This is a genomic window from Flavobacteriales bacterium, assembly GCA_016779995.1.
Lineage (GTDB): Bacteria > Bacteroidota > Bacteroidia > Flavobacteriales > UBA7312 > UBA8444.
The window spans coordinates 188,459-204,544 of record JADHMO010000002.1 but is presented as its reverse complement, the minus strand read 5'-3'; the positions used below and the strand labels follow the sequence as shown (position 1 = coordinate 204,544).

Annotated in this window: 11 protein-coding genes; 7 read left to right on the top strand and 4 right to left on the bottom strand. The window is 37.2% G+C overall.

From position 1 onward, the window contains the following. Positions 1-66 precede the first annotated feature (66 nt). The 7 genes from ISP71_02800 (at position 67) to ISP71_02770 (ending at position 12,111) form a co-directional block, all read left to right on the top strand. On the top strand, positions 67-2,838 hold the full coding sequence (locus ISP71_02800; GenBank protein MBL6663010.1) for a leucine--tRNA ligase: 2,772 nt from the start codon (positions 67-69) through the stop codon (positions 2,836-2,838). Positions 2,839-2,896: 58 nt separating this feature from the next. Continuing rightward, positions 2,897-3,892, top strand: a complete 996-nt coding sequence (locus ISP71_02795; GenBank protein MBL6663009.1) for a tryptophan 2,3-dioxygenase — start codon at positions 2,897-2,899, stop codon at positions 3,890-3,892. A 9-nt stretch (positions 3,893-3,901) separates the two neighbouring features. Then, a complete protein-coding gene (locus ISP71_02790; protein MBL6663008.1) occupies positions 3,902-5,131 on the top strand; it encodes a peptidoglycan DD-metalloendopeptidase family protein in 1,230 nt (409 codons plus the stop codon). 26 nt (positions 5,132-5,157) lie between these two features. Continuing rightward, positions 5,158-8,349, top strand: a complete 3,192-nt coding sequence (locus tag ISP71_02785; GenBank protein MBL6663007.1) for a gliding motility-associated C-terminal domain-containing protein — start codon at positions 5,158-5,160, stop codon at positions 8,347-8,349. Further along, a complete protein-coding gene (locus tag ISP71_02780) occupies positions 8,346-9,272 on the top strand; it encodes a PorP/SprF family type IX secretion system membrane protein (protein ID MBL6663006.1) in 927 nt (308 codons plus the stop codon). The genes ISP71_02785 and ISP71_02780 overlap by 4 nt, the downstream gene beginning before the upstream one ends. Beyond that, positions 9,269-11,152, top strand: coding sequence for a tetratricopeptide repeat protein (locus ISP71_02775; protein ID MBL6663005.1), 1,884 nt, complete (start codon positions 9,269-9,271; stop codon positions 11,150-11,152). The genes ISP71_02780 and ISP71_02775 overlap by 4 nt, the downstream gene beginning before the upstream one ends. Before the next feature lie 62 nt (positions 11,153-11,214). Then, a complete protein-coding gene (locus ISP71_02770) occupies positions 11,215-12,111 on the top strand; it encodes a nucleotidyltransferase (GenBank protein MBL6663004.1) in 897 nt (298 codons plus the stop codon). Between the two features lie 14 nt (positions 12,112-12,125). On the opposite strand, the gene ISP71_02765 is transcribed toward ISP71_02770, so the two are convergent. The 4 genes from ISP71_02765 to ISP71_02750 form a co-directional block, all read right to left on the bottom strand. Then, positions 12,126-13,004, bottom strand: coding sequence for a T9SS type A sorting domain-containing protein (locus tag ISP71_02765; protein ID MBL6663003.1), 879 nt, complete (start codon positions 13,002-13,004; stop codon positions 12,126-12,128). A 157-nt stretch (positions 13,005-13,161) separates the two neighbouring features. After that, positions 13,162-13,581 carry a hypothetical protein gene (locus ISP71_02760; protein MBL6663002.1) on the bottom strand — a complete coding sequence of 140 codons (420 nt, stop codon included), beginning with the start codon at positions 13,579-13,581 and terminating at the stop codon, positions 13,162-13,164. Then, positions 13,544-15,049: a hypothetical protein gene (locus ISP71_02755; protein MBL6663001.1), complete on the bottom strand. Its 1,506-nt coding sequence runs from the start codon at positions 15,047-15,049 to the stop codon at positions 13,544-13,546. The genes ISP71_02760 and ISP71_02755 overlap by 38 nt, the downstream gene beginning before the upstream one ends. A gap of 93 nt (positions 15,050-15,142) precedes the next feature. Then, positions 15,143-15,982, bottom strand: a complete 840-nt coding sequence (locus tag ISP71_02750) for an HNH endonuclease (protein MBL6663000.1) — start codon at positions 15,980-15,982, stop codon at positions 15,143-15,145. Positions 15,983-16,086 lie beyond the last annotated feature (104 nt).

Sequence of the window (16,086 nt, the reverse complement as noted above, 5' to 3'; positions counted from 1 at the left end):
CTAAGGTAATAATTTTTAGTGCTTAGTTGTGACGATTGATTAACTTTGCTTTCAAAATAATTTAGAATGGAATACGATTTTAATCGCATTGAGCAAAAATGGCAAGACCGATGGAGGGAATGGCAAACCTATAAAGTTGAGGAAGATACTTCCAAGCCTAAGTTTTATGTATTAGATATGTTTCCATATCCTTCGGGAGCAGGTTTGCATGTTGGCCATCCATTAGGCTACATAGCATCTGATATTTATGCCCGTTACAAACGCCATAAAGGATTTAATGTTTTGCATCCAATGGGATACGATTCTTTTGGTTTGCCAGCAGAACAGTATGCCATACAGACGGGACAACACCCTGCTATTACAACAGAAAATAACATCAACCGTTATAGAGAACAATTGGATAAAATAGGCTTCTCTTTCGATTGGAACAGAGAGATTCGCACTTCAGAACCTAACTATTATAAGTGGACACAGTGGATTTTTAAGCAGCTATTTAACTCCTATTATTGCAACATAGATAATAAGGCTTTGCCCATCTCAGAATTGGTAGAAGAATTAGAACGTCATGGCAACGCTTTAGTTCAATCTCCCTGCGATGAAGACACGCCACTCTTTACTGCTGAAGAATGGAAAGCATGGAGTGAAGCCGAGCAACAAGCTATTTTATTAAAGTACAGACTGACATTTTTATCCGAAACATGGGTGAATTGGTGTGAGGGTTTAGGAACGGTTTTGGCTAACGATGAGGTCAAAGACGGTCGTTCAGAACGAGGTAATTTTCCTGTTGAACAAAAACTCATGAAGCAATGGTCTATGCGAATAACAGCCTATGCCGAACGCTTACTTGAAGGCTTAGAACAAGTAGATTGGAACGATTCTATTAAAGAAATTCAGCGCAACTGGATAGGCAAATCTGAAGGGGCATCACTTCGCTTTTCTATAGAAAATAGTAAAGAGCAAATAGAAGTATTTACTACTAGACCAGACACTATATATGGCGTTACTTTTATGGTATTAGCCCCCGAGCATGAACTTGTAAAGTCCATCACTACTGCCTCACAAAAAGAGGAGATAGAAAGCTATTGCCAACAAGCAGCCTTGAAGTCCGAAAGGGACAGACAATCCGATGTAAAGAGTGTAACGGGAGCCTTTACGGGAGCTTATGCTATTCACCCTTTTACCAATGAAAAAATACCCATTTGGATTGGAGATTATGTCTTAGCATCTTATGGTACAGGGGCTGTTATGGCAGTTCCTTGTGGCGACCAAAGGGATTGGAATTTTGCTAATAAGTTTGGCATTGAAATTAAGAACATCTTTAAAGATACGGATATTAGTGAAGGGGCTAATGAAGATAAAACGGCTATCATTGATAATTCGGATTTCCTTTCAGGTCTTACTGCCCATGAAGCCATACACCAAGCCATATTAGCCATAGAGAAAAAAGAGTTAGGTAAGGGCAAAACAAACTATAGATTAAGAGACGCTATATTCAGTCGTCAAAGGTATTGGGGAGAGCCATTTCCAGTGTACTATGAAAATGATATGCCTAAACTGACTAATGATGACAGTTGTGTTGAATTGCCAGAGGTAGATAAATATCTGCCAACAGAAGAAGGAGAGCCGCCTTTAGCTAGAGCTAAAAAAGAAGATTGGAATGTTTTTCTAGGAGATAGAATGGAGCACAATACTATGCCAGGGTGGGCAGGTTCTTCGTGGTATTTTTTAAGGTATATGGACCCTCATAACGATACAGAATTTGTGTCTAAGGAAAAAGCCGATTATTGGGGGCAAGTGGATTTATATATTGGAGGAGCAGAACACGCTGTTGGTCACTTATTATACTCTAGGTTTTGGACTAAGTTTTTGTACGATAGAGGCTTTATTGCTTTTGATGAGCCCTTCAAAAAAATGATTAACCAAGGAATGATTTTAGGGCGTTCCAATTTTGTATATCGAATTAAAGACAGCAATACTTTCGTCAGTTTTGATAAGAGAAAAGACTACAAAACCAGCCGTTTGTATGTTGATATTGACCTTGTGGATAAGGACGTTTTAGATATTGAAGCCTTCAAAAAGTGGCGAGAAGAATACAAAGACGCTGAATTTATTCTCAATGATGAAGGTAAATACATCTGTGGTTTTGAGGTAGAAAAAATGTCTAAGTCCAAATACAATGTTCAGACGCCTGATGATTTGGTTGAGAAATTTGGTGCTGACACTTTAAGAATGTACGAAATGTTTTTGGGGCCTTTAGAGCAGTTCAAGCCTTGGGATACAAAAGGCATCAATGGGGTGCATAATTTTTTAAGAAAATTTTGGCGTTTAGCACACGATGAAAATAATCAAATCCACCTTTCTGATGACGAGCCAACAAAAGCAGAATTGAAGTCTTTACATAAAGCCATTAAAAAGGTGACGGAAGACATAGACAGACAGGCTTTTAACACAGTAGTCAGTAATTTGATGATAGCGGTCAATGAGTTGAACGATTTGAAATGTAACAAACGACATATCCTCAAAGATTTAATTGTCTTGATAGCACCTTATGCTCCTCATTTTGCTGAAGAACTGTGGGAAAAATTAGGGCATACAGAATCGGTCACTCTTGCCAATTGGCCTAAATTTGATGAACAGCATTTAATAGAAGACGCCTTCACTTATCCTATTTCTTTTAATGGTAAAATGCGTTTTACTCTTGAGCTTTCTGCTGATTTGAGTAAGGAAGACATAGAAAAAGAAGTTATGGCTCTTGAGAAAACCAAACAATATATGGAAGGCAAAAACCCTAAGCGTATTATCATAGTTCCGAAGAAAATTGTTAATATCGTGATATGATATATGACATATCATTAATAAATATTAATGTTCAATTTGTCCCAAAAAAATTACTACTATGGAATGGACTAAAGAGATTAAAGACAAAATAGAGAAGTTAGACAGTAAGTATGCTTCTATTGGTCAAGATTTACCAGCTTATTTAGATGGTTTACTGTATGCTAATCCTTTACATTATTGGGATTATACTTATGTGGATACTTTATTGAGCCTTCAACACCCCAAAACGGACTTTCCAGACGAACAGATATTTATCATATATCATCAAATTACAGAGCTATACTTCAAGTTGGCTATGCTTGAGCTGGACCAAATAGCACACAACGGCAAGTTAATGTCGGAAGATGGTCAAGATATGGGTTGGAATGAATCCCTATCGGTTGATTTTTTCACAGAACGCCTAAAACGAATAAACAGTTATTTTGAAGTGCTAACGTCTTCCTTTGGTATTATGGTCAATGGTATGGAAAAGGAACAGTTTTTAAAGTTCAGAATGTCCTTATTGCCATCTAGTGGCTTTCAGTCTGCACAATACAGGTTGATAGAAATTTCTTGTACACACCTTATCAACCTCACACACAAGGATGAAAGAGAAGGTTTGAGAGGCTCTAGTATTGATGATATGGCTCAGCACTTTTATTGGAAAGACGGTGCTATAGATATGAAAACGGGCAAAAAAACTTTGATGCTCGAAAATTTCGAAAAGAAATATATGGCACAGTTTATCGACAGAGCCCATAATTTTTCAGATAAAAACTTACTGGCAAAATATCAACAATTAAGTGTTGAAGATCAGCAAGACAAAGACTTGATACATCAATTACGTTTATTAGATTTGAATGTCAATGTGAATTGGCCATTGGTGCATTACAAATCAGCAGTTCGCTATTTGTCATCAAAAGACGGTGATGCTGATGCAACAGGCGGTACAAATTGGCAAAAATATTTGCCTCCTCGCTTTCAGAAGCGTATCTTCTTTCCAGAATTATGGACAAAAGATGAAATGGAAAATTGGGGCAGACAATGGGTGGTAAATGCCCTTAACGAAAGTTGATAGTACAGAATGAAAAAAAATAAATGGGGTATTGTAGTAGGCTTTTTATTGTTGGTTACCTCCATTTCAATTGTTTTTCCAAGTTGCAATTCTCAAGATAAAAAAAACCTTCCTGACCCCTGTGTAGTACTTTATGATATATGTACTGAAGACTATAAAGTGCATAGAGGAGAGTTAGAGAGTGGGCAAACTTTAGGCTCAGTTCTTTATCTCAATCATATAGACCACGGCAGAATAGACCAAATAGTAAGAGCCTCTAAAGGAATTTTTGATTTCAGAAAAGCCAAAGCGGGTAAGAAGTTTACAGTTCTGTGTTCTAACGACAGTATTGAGAAAGCCCAATATTTCATTTATGAAATGTCTAGCATAGACTATGTCGTTTTTGACATAAGAGATACCATAGATGTATTTTTAGGTCAAAAAGAAGTTGAGGTAAAAACTCGAGAGGCTAGTGGTCAGATAGAATCTTCCTTGTGGAATTCACTAGTTGAAAACAAAATGAGTCCTGCTTTAGTCATGGAATTATCCTCCATTTACGCTTGGACCATAGACTTTTTTAGAATACAAAAAGGCGATTATTTCAAGGTAGTTTATGAAGAAAAATATGTGGAAGGAGAGTTCATAGGCATAGGGCGTGTATATGCTGCATTATTCAATCATGCCAATGAAGATTTTTATGCCTTTTATTTTGAAGAAGAAGAAAACTATGGCGATTATTATGATGATGAAGGCGCCGCTTTAAGAAAGGCTTTTTTAAGAGCACCATTAAATTACTCTCGTATCAGTTCGAGTTTTAGTAAGCGAAGAAAGCACCCTGTAACAGGTCGTATAAAAGCCCATTTGGGTACTGATTATGCTGCACCGACAGGCACACCTATTTTATCGACTGCCAATGGTACCGTTACAGAGGCGAGGTACAAACGCAACAATGGCAATTACGTTAAGGTAAGACACAACAGTACTTACAGCACTCAATATTTACACATGTCCAAAATAAAATCAGGAATACGCCCTGGAGTTTATGTCAAGCAAGGAGAAGTCATTGGATATGTGGGAAGTACAGGCTTAGCAACAGGCCCTCATGTATGTTATCGTTTTTGGAAAAATGGCCGTCAGGTAGACCCTTACAAACAGAAGTTACCCCCATCTAAGCCAGTGAAAAAAGAAAACTTAGAAGCCTACACCATGCTAAAAGACAGCATGATGAATGTTATTCAATCTATACCCAGCAATTTTTAGTTGACTGAAATCAGTATCTTTACCCTATGAGAGCTTTGCTAACATTAGTGATGGTATTGTGCTGGTGCAACTTATCGGCACAAGTATTTTTTACCCCAAATAAAGGACAATGGAATAAAGCTGTCAAAGCCAAAGTTAATTTAGCTAATGGAGCCATGTTCCTAGAAGAGAAAGCCCTTACTTTTAATTTCATTGACGCTACTTACTTTAGCCATTCACACGATTACGACACCATGGTAGATAGCATTCAAGCTCATGCTTTCAAATGGCACTTTGTTAGAGCCAATACTCCCAAAATCAGCTTTGAAGAAGAAAGAGAAGGGGTGGTTAATTTTTTCAATGTTAAGCCCTTAGTATCCGAAGTCAGAACTTATAAAAAAGTCAATTATAACAATTTGTATGACGGCATAGATTATAGCATTTATGAATATGCTGGAGGTCTAAAATACGATTGGATAGTTCAGCCTAATGCTGACCCTACAGATATTAAACTACGTCTGGAAGGAGTCAAAGATATACGTATTGAAGACGGCCGATTGGTATTGCGTACTGTTTTGAATGAAATTAGAGAAGAACGTCCCTATGCCTATCAGTGGCATAATGGCGAAAAAGTTGAGGTAGCTTGTCGTTTTGTATGGAAAAAACAACGCTTATCGTTTGAATTCCCTAAGGGTTATGACCGAAATAAGGAATTGATAATTGACCCTGAAATGATATTTTCTTCATACTCGGGTTCAGTAGCAAGTAACTTTGGATATACTGCCACCTATGACGATTACGGCTTTTTATATGCTGGAGGAACAGCATATAACATAGGTTATCCCATTACTGTTGGGGCATATCAAACAGCCTATAACGGTGGTGTTGTGGGTAATGATGTGGTATTGAGTAAGTACGATACTACGGGAACTTTTTTGGTATATTCTACCTATTTAGGAGGTTCTGGCGATGAGGTGCCTCATAGTCTTATTGTTTATGACGAAGAACTATTTGTTATGGGCACAACAGGTTCAGCAGATTTTCCTACTAGCGAAGGGGCTTTTGACAATACCTTCAATGGCGGACAGGCTTTGGCTGTTAATGGGGTAGGCATCAACTACACCAACGGTTGTGATATTTTTATCAGTCGTCTGAATGCAGAAGGGACAGACTTATTGTCCTCGACCTTTTTAGGCGGAACCAACAACGATGGTTTTAATAGCTCGGCTACCTTACGTTACAACTATGCCGACCAGATGCGAGGCGAAATAGATATTGATACTGATGGAAATTGCTACATCGCTTCATCAACTTTTTCTTCAGACTTTCCTATTGTCAATAGTTTAATTCAACCCGCTATCAATGGTGGTCAAGATGGAATTATTGTAAAACTAAATTTGGATTTGAGTGCCATTCAATGGAGTTCATATTTTGGTGGTAGTAGTGACGATGCCTTGTATTCTTTAGCCTTTGATTCCAATAACGATTTGTACGCTTGTGGAGGCACATCATCTGATAATTTAGCGACTACCAATGGGGCTTATGCACCAGATTATATAGGTGGTTCAGTAGATGCTTTTGTATCTCATTTTTCTAAAGATGGCCAGACACTTTTGGGCTCTACCTATTACGGTTCTGACCAATACGACCAGTCCTATTTTATAGAATTGGATAAGTTGGATCAAGTGTATTTGTTTGGACAAAGTTTAGCTCCTGACAACACCTTGATATTTAATGCGGTATTTTCTCAGCCCAACAGTGGGCAATTTGTAAGTAAGCTAAATTCAGAACTTAACACCTTAGATTTTTCTACTGTTTTTGGTTCAGGAAGTGGAGGGATAGACATTTCTCCTACGGCTTTTTTGGTCGATGCTTGTAATAGGATTTATTGCTCGGGTTGGGGAGGCACTACCAACGATTCCATACATTTAGGGCCTGGCGGTAGCACTTCCGATTTGGTGACTACTTTTGATGCTTTTCAAGACGAAACAGACGGTAGTGATTTCTACCTCATTATTTTTGAGGACGATGCTAACACCTTGTCTTTCGCCTCCTTTTTTGGAGGGGATCAAGCTGCCGAACACGTAGATGGTGGAACCAGTCGTTTTGATAAAAAAGGCATCGTTTATCAGTCCGTTTGTGCGGGTTGTGGGGGTTTTTCTGATTTTCCTACCACTGACAATGCCGTATCCAACACCAATGGGGCGAGTTGTAATAATGCAGTCTTTAAGTTTGATCCAGATTTCCCTTTGACTGTTGCTAACTTCAATGCTCCAGAATTGACTTGCGATTGGACAGTAGTTTTTGAAAATCTGAGTTTAGGAGAAAACAACTCTTACTATTGGGATTTTGGAGATGGCACAACTTCTACCGAAATGACACCCACGCATACCTTTTCGGCAGTAGGAAACTATGAAGTCTTACTCGTTACTAACGACCCTACCTCTTGCAATTTGGTGGATAGCATTATCAAGACCATTACCATAGACGACAATAAATACCAAGAATTGGATAGCTTATTTATCTGTGAAGGCGATAGCGTACTTTTACAAGGAACTGAAATGGACGGTTATACTTATCAGTGGTCGCCTAATGTTGCAATAGCTAATCCTTCAGAATCTAGCACTTATGCCTCGCCTACAGATTCTATGTTTTATTATTTCATTGGTCAGTCCGATAATTGCTTCGATACACTCAGCCAGTATGTGGCAGTTAGGAAAGTGCCTTTGGATTATTCTGCAAACTCAGAAATATGCGGTTTGCCCATTGTCTTGAGGGTAGAAACCAGCGATTCAGCACAAATTATATGGACAACAGATTTGGAATATTCTTCACCTATGGAGCAAGATACTTTAGTAGTTTCTACTGTTGGCACATACTATATAGAAGTTAGGCAATTTGGGTGCAGTGAAACAGGAAGAATAGATGTTGCCTTGGGCGAAGCATGTTGTAGCGAGGACAATATCCTTATTCCCAATGCTTTTACTCCAAATGGCGATTTGTTGAATGAAAAATTCCGAATCAAAGATGAATTGAATATCGTTCAAGATTTTGAGCTCAATATATTCAACCGATGGGGGCAGAAAGTCTTTTACACTCAAGACAAAAAAGAGCCTTGGGACGGTTACTTTAAAGGAGAGTTACAACCTTCTTCTGTCTTCGATTACCACCTCAATATAGTCTGTATAGGAGGGCAAAAGTCCTTTTTCAAAAAAGGTAATATTAGCTTGATACGATGAAGAAATTAGTCCTCATATTTCTTTGTGTAGGCACTACTTTAATGGCGCAAGATGTACATTTTAGCCAATGGTTCAATAACCCTTTGTTTAGCAATCCCGCTTTGGTAGCTGACTTCGATGGAGACTATCGTATTACAGCTCATCAGCGTGAGCAATGGGCGAGTGTAAGTGTTCCGTTCAGTACAACTTCGGTAGGCTTGGATATGCCCATAGAAAATTGGGGTTTAGGGCTTCAGTTTCTTCGTGACCAATCGGGGAGTTCTCGCTTGTCACTCACACAATTTAATCTTTCCCTTTCTCGTTCTTTACAAGATTGGCAATTGGGCGTTCAGTTGAGCTTTGCTCAACGCCGTATTGACTACTCCGATTTGATATTTATCGATGATGGCGAATCCATCAGTACAGAAACTAAGAATTATATGGATATAGGAATGGGCATCAATAGAACTTTCAGTTTTGTTTCTAGTGAATTGAAGGTCGCTTATGCTTTGTTTCACATCAATAGTCCAAACCGTTCTTTTATATCATCGGAAGATAAGTTAGCTGTTCGCCATCAATTTTCCAGCAGTTTAGATTACGATTTGAATGAAAAATGGCAGCTTAGCCCATCCATTCATTATACCAGCCAACAAAACCAAAGGGAGTTTATGCTAGGCTCACAGATTAGTTTTGATATCAGCGAATACTACTACAAATACATAGTCCTTGAGCTAGGTAGTTATTACCGTTTTGGAGATGCCTTAACGTCTTTAATTGGCATACAGTTTGAGCAATCGCAAGTGGCATTTAGCTACGATTGGAACACCTCCGACTTAGTCCCAGCTAGTAATTATTTGGGTGCTTGGGAATTGTCATTTGCTCACATTATACAGTCCAAAGTATTATCCAAGCCCAAGTATAAAACCTGCCCCGCCTTCTTATGAAAAAATATATCCTAACATACCTTTTAGTCTTCTTGACCAGCTTTTCTTTTGCTCAGAAAAAAGGAGAAATTGATGCCGAAGCTGATTTTTATTACAATACCCAAGATTACTTTTCAGCCGTTTATTTCTATGAATTGTCTTTCCAAAAGGACAGTACATCTTTTAGCGAATGGTATCCTTTGGCAGAAAGTTACCGACAAACCAATCAGTATAGTAAAGGGATTATGGCTTATGAAAAAGTCCTTGAAAGTCAGCAAGTATCCCTTTATCCCAACACCTTATTGTGGTTAGGCGTTTTACACAAAAACCTTGCTCAGTACGAGGAAGCCTCCAGCTATTTAAAACAATTTTTAGATGAAAGTTTACGCCCTTCAGACTATTGGTATAGAAAGGCTATGATGGAATGGAAAGGCGCACAGATGGCATTGACTATGAAAGAGCGTGAAGATGTTCAAGTCCAAATTATGGGTGAGCACATTAACTCCAGCTATTCCGATTTTGCCCCTTTTCCTTTGGGCGATACCAGCTTATATTTTTCTTCTATGGTAGCTGATGACGGTTTGGCTGAGGAGTTATATATCGGTCACCGTTCTCAATTGATGCGTTCTAGAGATGGGGCTGTTGCCGATTTGTACAAGTTATTCAACGACAAAAACTATCACATGGCGAACATTACCTTCAGTCCTTTGGGTCAGGAAGCCTATTTTACCAAGTGTAAAAATCAGAAAGGCGAGATGGTTTGTCAGATTTATAGCAGTCAGTACCGCAATGGCTTGTGGTCAGTGCCTCAACTTATGGACCAACGCTTTAATGTGCCTTACAGTAACAACACCCATCCGCAATGGGCTTTGTGGAATGGAGTAGAAGGCTTGTTTATAGCTTCCAATAGGGTGGGTGGCTTTGGCGATTTAGACATTTGGTTTGTGCCTATGACAGGACAAGCTCAAAATCTAGGAAACGGCATCAATACGACTGGCAAAGAAGTGACTCCCTTTTATCATTCGGTAGAAAAGGTCTTGTATTTCAGTTCAGACTTTCACCCCGGTATAGGAGGCTTTGATATTTTCAAATCGGTATGGAATGAACAATGGGGTTTAGTACAAAATGTAGGACAACCCCTCAATAGCAGTGCCAACGATTTGTATTATGTTGCTTTGATAGACAGTTTTCATCTGGGTTTTTTATCTTCCAATAGGCTAGGCTCGCAGACCATTAGCCAAGAAAGCTGTTGCAACGATATTTACAGTTTTGTAAAAACGGTAGAGTGTGTTTGTGTTGAGGTAGATAGCTTAGCCACCGCCATGCAATTGAACTTACCTTTGAGTTTGTATTTTCATAACGACGAGCCTAACCCCAAGACGAGGGATAGCGTCACCACTCTAACTTATACCGATGCCTACAATTCTTTTATGGCACAAAAGGAGGAATACGTCAAGCGTTTTTCTTCGGTAATGTCAGGGAGAGCCAGAAATACTACAGAACGTCAGATGCGTGATTTCTTCGAACAAACCGTATATGAAGGTCATAAGCAATTGCTACAATTTGCCGAGCAGTTAGAAAGGGCATTGTCTTTGGAGGCTAAAGTCGAGATAAAGCTCAAAGGCTATACCTCACCCTTAACGGCATCTGACTACAACAACCTATTGGCAAAACGCCGTATTTCTAGCGTAGAAAACTTCCTTATGCAATACAATGATGGGGCACTCTTGACTTACCTTCAAAACGGGCACTTACAGATTAGCGAACTGCCTTTAGGGGAAACCCAAGTTAGCATAGGCGTGAGTGACAATCCTAAAGACAGAAGAAACTCGGTGTATAGCATAAAAGCGGCTCGTGAAAGACGGATAGAAATCGTGTCAGTTTTGGTAGAATTTAATTAAATATCTAGTCAATTTACCAATGTATTTACCTACTTTTGTGGCGAATTAACCTTTGTATATCAATGAAACCAACACTTTTAATTCTAGCAGCAGGAATGGGTAGCCGTTACGGTGGACTCAAACAAATCGATGGTATAGGACCCAATGAAGAACCTATTATAGAATACTCCATTTATGACGCTATTCAGTCGGGTTTTGGCAAGATAGTTTTTGTCATTCGCCAAGAGTTTGATGAAGCTTTTCGCTCTCGTTTTTCTAAGTTTGAGGATAAGATAGACATAGCCTACGCCTATCAGCCTGTGCAAGTAGAGTTAGAGGGGGTAGATTTGGTAGAAAGACAAAAACCGTGGGGCACTTCTCACGCTGTTTTGGTGGCTCAAGAATTTATCAATGAGCCTTTTGCGGTGATTAATGCCGATGATTATTACGGTAACAATTCCTTTGAGATAATGGTGGACTTTTTGCAAAACGACTGTTCGCCTTCTGTCATGTCTATGTTGGGCTATGTTTTGGACAACACCCTATCGGAGCACGGCACAGTGAATAGGGGAGTTTGCGAAGTCAATGAAAGTGGTCACCTTATAGAAGTCATTGAGCGTACCAAGATTGCCAAAGTGGACGGCAAAGTAGAATATAATGTTGGCGAAGATGGTGGCGCAGAGCTTAACCCTAAAGCCAGTGTATCTATGAATTATTGGGGTTTTCACCCTTCCATTTTTGCTGAGATAGAACAAGGGCTTCACGACTTTATGAAGGCCAATGCTCAAGACCCTAAGGCAGAGTACTACATTCCGAATATTGTTACCGATAAAATTAATGACGGAACTATGGTGGTTAAGGTTATTCCTACTACCGACACTTGGTTTGGAGTAACTTACAAAGAAGATAAGCCTATGGCGGTGGCGGCTATTGCCGAACAAATCGAGAAGGGCGTTTATCCTACACCTTTGTGGGGCTAAACACTTCTCTGAAACTACCTTTTACTCTTCTTCAATAATTTCTCATGATACAGTTGTTGTCCTTGATGCCAGTAGCTGAGTAGGTATATGCCCCTTGGCAAATGTTCCAAATCTAGGCTGTTGTTGTGTTGAGGAAGGACTGCTTGTCTGTGCTGTTCTTTGCCCATAAGGTCGTGCAGAACAATTTGGGTGGCGGTAGGGTGTTGCAGTTGTACCCTGCCTTCTGTGGGGTTGGGATATAAGGAGGAGGTATGTTCGCTGTCATTTACGCCTATCAGTGTTGAAAGAACTATGTGGTCAAGTTGGCAAATGAATCTTGGACCACAAATAATAGCCTCCTTCAATCTGAAAGTGAGATAGTTGATATTGTCGTGGTAGCATTTAAATTCTTTATATTGATATTCCCAGTTATCGAAACTAAGAGGTGTTGATGAATTAAAAACAAATACTCCTACTTGGCTACTATCTTCAGAATAACCAAACTCTAATCCGTTAGCCATATTTGAGCTTAATGTGCTAGTATATGGTATTTCATTAAGTTCATATTTTTTGGTATAAAAACTAATACTATAATTTTTACCCACTTCTAAGTTTTCAGATAATTTCATTGAAATAAAATTTTTAGAATAATTTAAGCCATCACCACCTAAATTTTCATAAAGTATTATGCTCCAGTCCCCATCTTTTGCACTTTTTTTATTCATAGCTAGCGTTAGAGTATCATCTTCACAAAATGCAAAAGCATGGTTTACATTATTAGCAAAGGATTCAGTCCCCAAACCGTAATGAAAATTATTGTCTAGGCTATTGTCTTCAAAACTACCGTTGAGTACGGTTTGGGCGAGACAATTATAGGTGAAATTTAAAAACAGAATAAGTAAGAGATTTTTCACAAGCTTAATTTTAAGGAAATTGATAATACCTCAAAACTAAGCACAAAAGTTTAAAATATCAAATCAGTTTTTGCTTCTACCCAATTCCTTAGACTTAGGTAGTGGGATTTGGCGGTGTTTGTAAAAAGCTATGAACTTTCGTAAAACACTAAACGTCCTATTTACTATATACAATGTTAGTAGCTGTTTTTTCTTCCAAATATATGTATGATTGAGGAGCACAAAACTTCTCAAAAAAATCAGAAGGGTCAACTCCGTCATTAAATTTTTCAAATGTTTCTACTCCAATCGAAAAGCCCGTGACAGAGTTTTTATAATATTCGAAAAAGTCCTTTTTATCAATTCCACCAACTTCTTTGAACTTTTCCCATAATTGCTCAGGCGAATCCTCTACAATCTTTCCGATTGTAAAGTAGCCTATTATCTTTTTTTCGGGTGAAGATGAATACACAAAAACCTTATCTACAAGTTTCTTAAAAATCTTTTTCCTAAACTCAACTTTTTTAGTTCCAGCCATAATAGCTTGTGCGTAAATCGGCTTAATTGATAATATAACGCTCGTCAAAGTATCCTTCATTTTTTAAACTCAAATAATCCTGTTCTTTTAATCTTGTTACAGTTTGCAATTTATTTTTAAAACTGTCAATTTCCTTAATTTTAGGCAATTTAATTTTTTTATCCATGTATGTAATTAGCCTAAAAGTAATTACATGCAATCTTCCTTTTTTAGTCAACATTTCATTCAATTGACTTTGTGAAAATACTGTCTTTTTCTTAACTATTTCCCATAAATCATCAAAGTTGTCTACCTGAGTTGCAGATTCTAAAATCCCAATCGGTTCAATTTTTTTATCCGTTTTAGATGAATAAAACAAAAGTAAATCACCTTGATTGAGATTCTTTATTCGAGTATTTGAAATATATGCTTTTACTATGGTGTTTCCTTGAATTTCATTAATACTGTCGGGTGCTGAATCAAAAAGTGTTGGCTGTCTTAATTTACCATCTTTAAAAAGAGTTCCATAAAATTCAGGTCTAATTGGAATTACAAATTTATTAACAGATTCTCCATCGGAATAAAATGGATGAATTTTAAAAGCATTGTCACTAGTTGAAATTTTGCTTTTGTCCAAGCACTTTATCATACGGATTTCAGATAATCCTAGGTTGTTCGTGAATATTTGTTTTTCAAAACCGAATTTTTCAAGTAAGCTTATTAAATGCTTTTGTTTTTCATAGACAGTCAAATACAAATATCCAATCTTGTAATTTATACAAAAAGCAAACATTTTATTTAGAAAGAGTTCTCCTAATTTAATTCCAAAAGCATCATTTGAAACTTTTAATGTACATATCTTAAGAACCTTGTCAAAAATTCCTTCGATTTTATGGTCTTCTATTTTCTCAATATTATAAATCAGAATAGCTTGCAAACTATTATCAACTATAAGAGAATAACATTTCCTATCTTCTATCACACACTTCCTAAGCCATTCTTTAAATTTATCCTTTCCGTAATCATTGTGTAGGCTTTCAAAAAACTCAGTTTCAAAGTAGCATTCAATCTTCCTAATACTCTGTTCTTTTAGAATTGGATGTTGTGGTATTTCTATTATGAATTGCTTTTCAAGGTTCTTTAAAGCGTCTTTCACACTTAATACTTTACTTTCCAATCCAAATTTCGAAGCTTTTGAATGAATCCCATTGTCTTGAGTAACAAAACAATCGATATATCCTTTGAATAATTGAAATAACTGACGGTTATCAATTTTATCATTTATTTTGTTATCCTTAATATTCTCCAGAAAGTCATCTGTTGGCTCTGCACAATTTTCAAGTCTTTCATACTTTTGAAGTTTGGATAAAATCACATTCCTACGTTCTGTATCTTTATCTTTTTCAATATCTTTCGGTATCGCATTAGGATGATATAGAATTTTACATCCATTAGAAATCGCAAGAGCATAAAACTTGGAGAAGTCCTTTCCAATAATTTTGTTATCCTCTAACTGAATAAGAATATTTGTATCAATCAGTATTTTCACAGTTTATTTACTTTGAAGGTGTTTCTCATAAATAGCCACTAACGGTCTGTGTATGGTACGTGCCCGCAGAGTAGCTATGGACTATACATATTGTTAGCTTTTCGTTTTTTTTATAAAGTTTGGAATCAATTTTGAACCAAAGTGTTTCCCTTCGGTATAAAGTGGACTTATGTTGTTATTTTCATTTAGCCAATGTTTGTACCCATCAATTGACTCACCTCCAAGATTAATCACAAATTCGAAGCCCTTATAAGCAATTATAAAATACCACTCATTTTGGTTAGTATTTAGAAAATCGCATTCAAAAATCATATCCGCACTTCTTCCATCAGGAAAATAAAATTTTTCATTTTCCGCATATATTTTTCGAACACTATAATTCCAATTCTCATTTTTGGCATTACTTCTCACATAGTTTCTTATCGAATCAAATTGACTTTCATTTATTAGATAATCTATATATTCCTTATTGTCTACAGCTTTAGCGGCAAGCATCTCAAAAGCTATTTTTGCTAGCAATCGAGATACATTTTGATTGTTTTCTGGAGGTGTTTTATCAAAAGCCAGTATTATTTTTTTAGTATCACCATTTTTTATTAAATCAAAGGATTCCGTATCTAAAGTGACGACATTTGAAATTTTATCATTTTGCAATTTCCGTTTAATTGTTGCTTGTTTATTTGTCGCTGGTATGATAACTTTTCCGTCAGGGATTTTTCTTTTTTTAGATTCGATACCATTTCTATGTCTTAAACTTTTAAAGAAATCGAGGCCTAATACTTTGTTTTCAATTTTTATGGAGAAATAATTATTGCATTTATCACAAACAATCCCTTTTGCAAGAACATGACTTTTATTCCCCATTGACTCAGGAATAATGTGTTCAACACTTTTTGATTTTGATGAATCTTGTTTACAAAAAATACATCTCATGTTTTGCATAAATTAAACCTAACAAATAGATATACTCCTCCTTTCGACTAAGCCAATAGCCATTAAATTATTGCCTTGATACATAGAACGTCTATCAATACAAA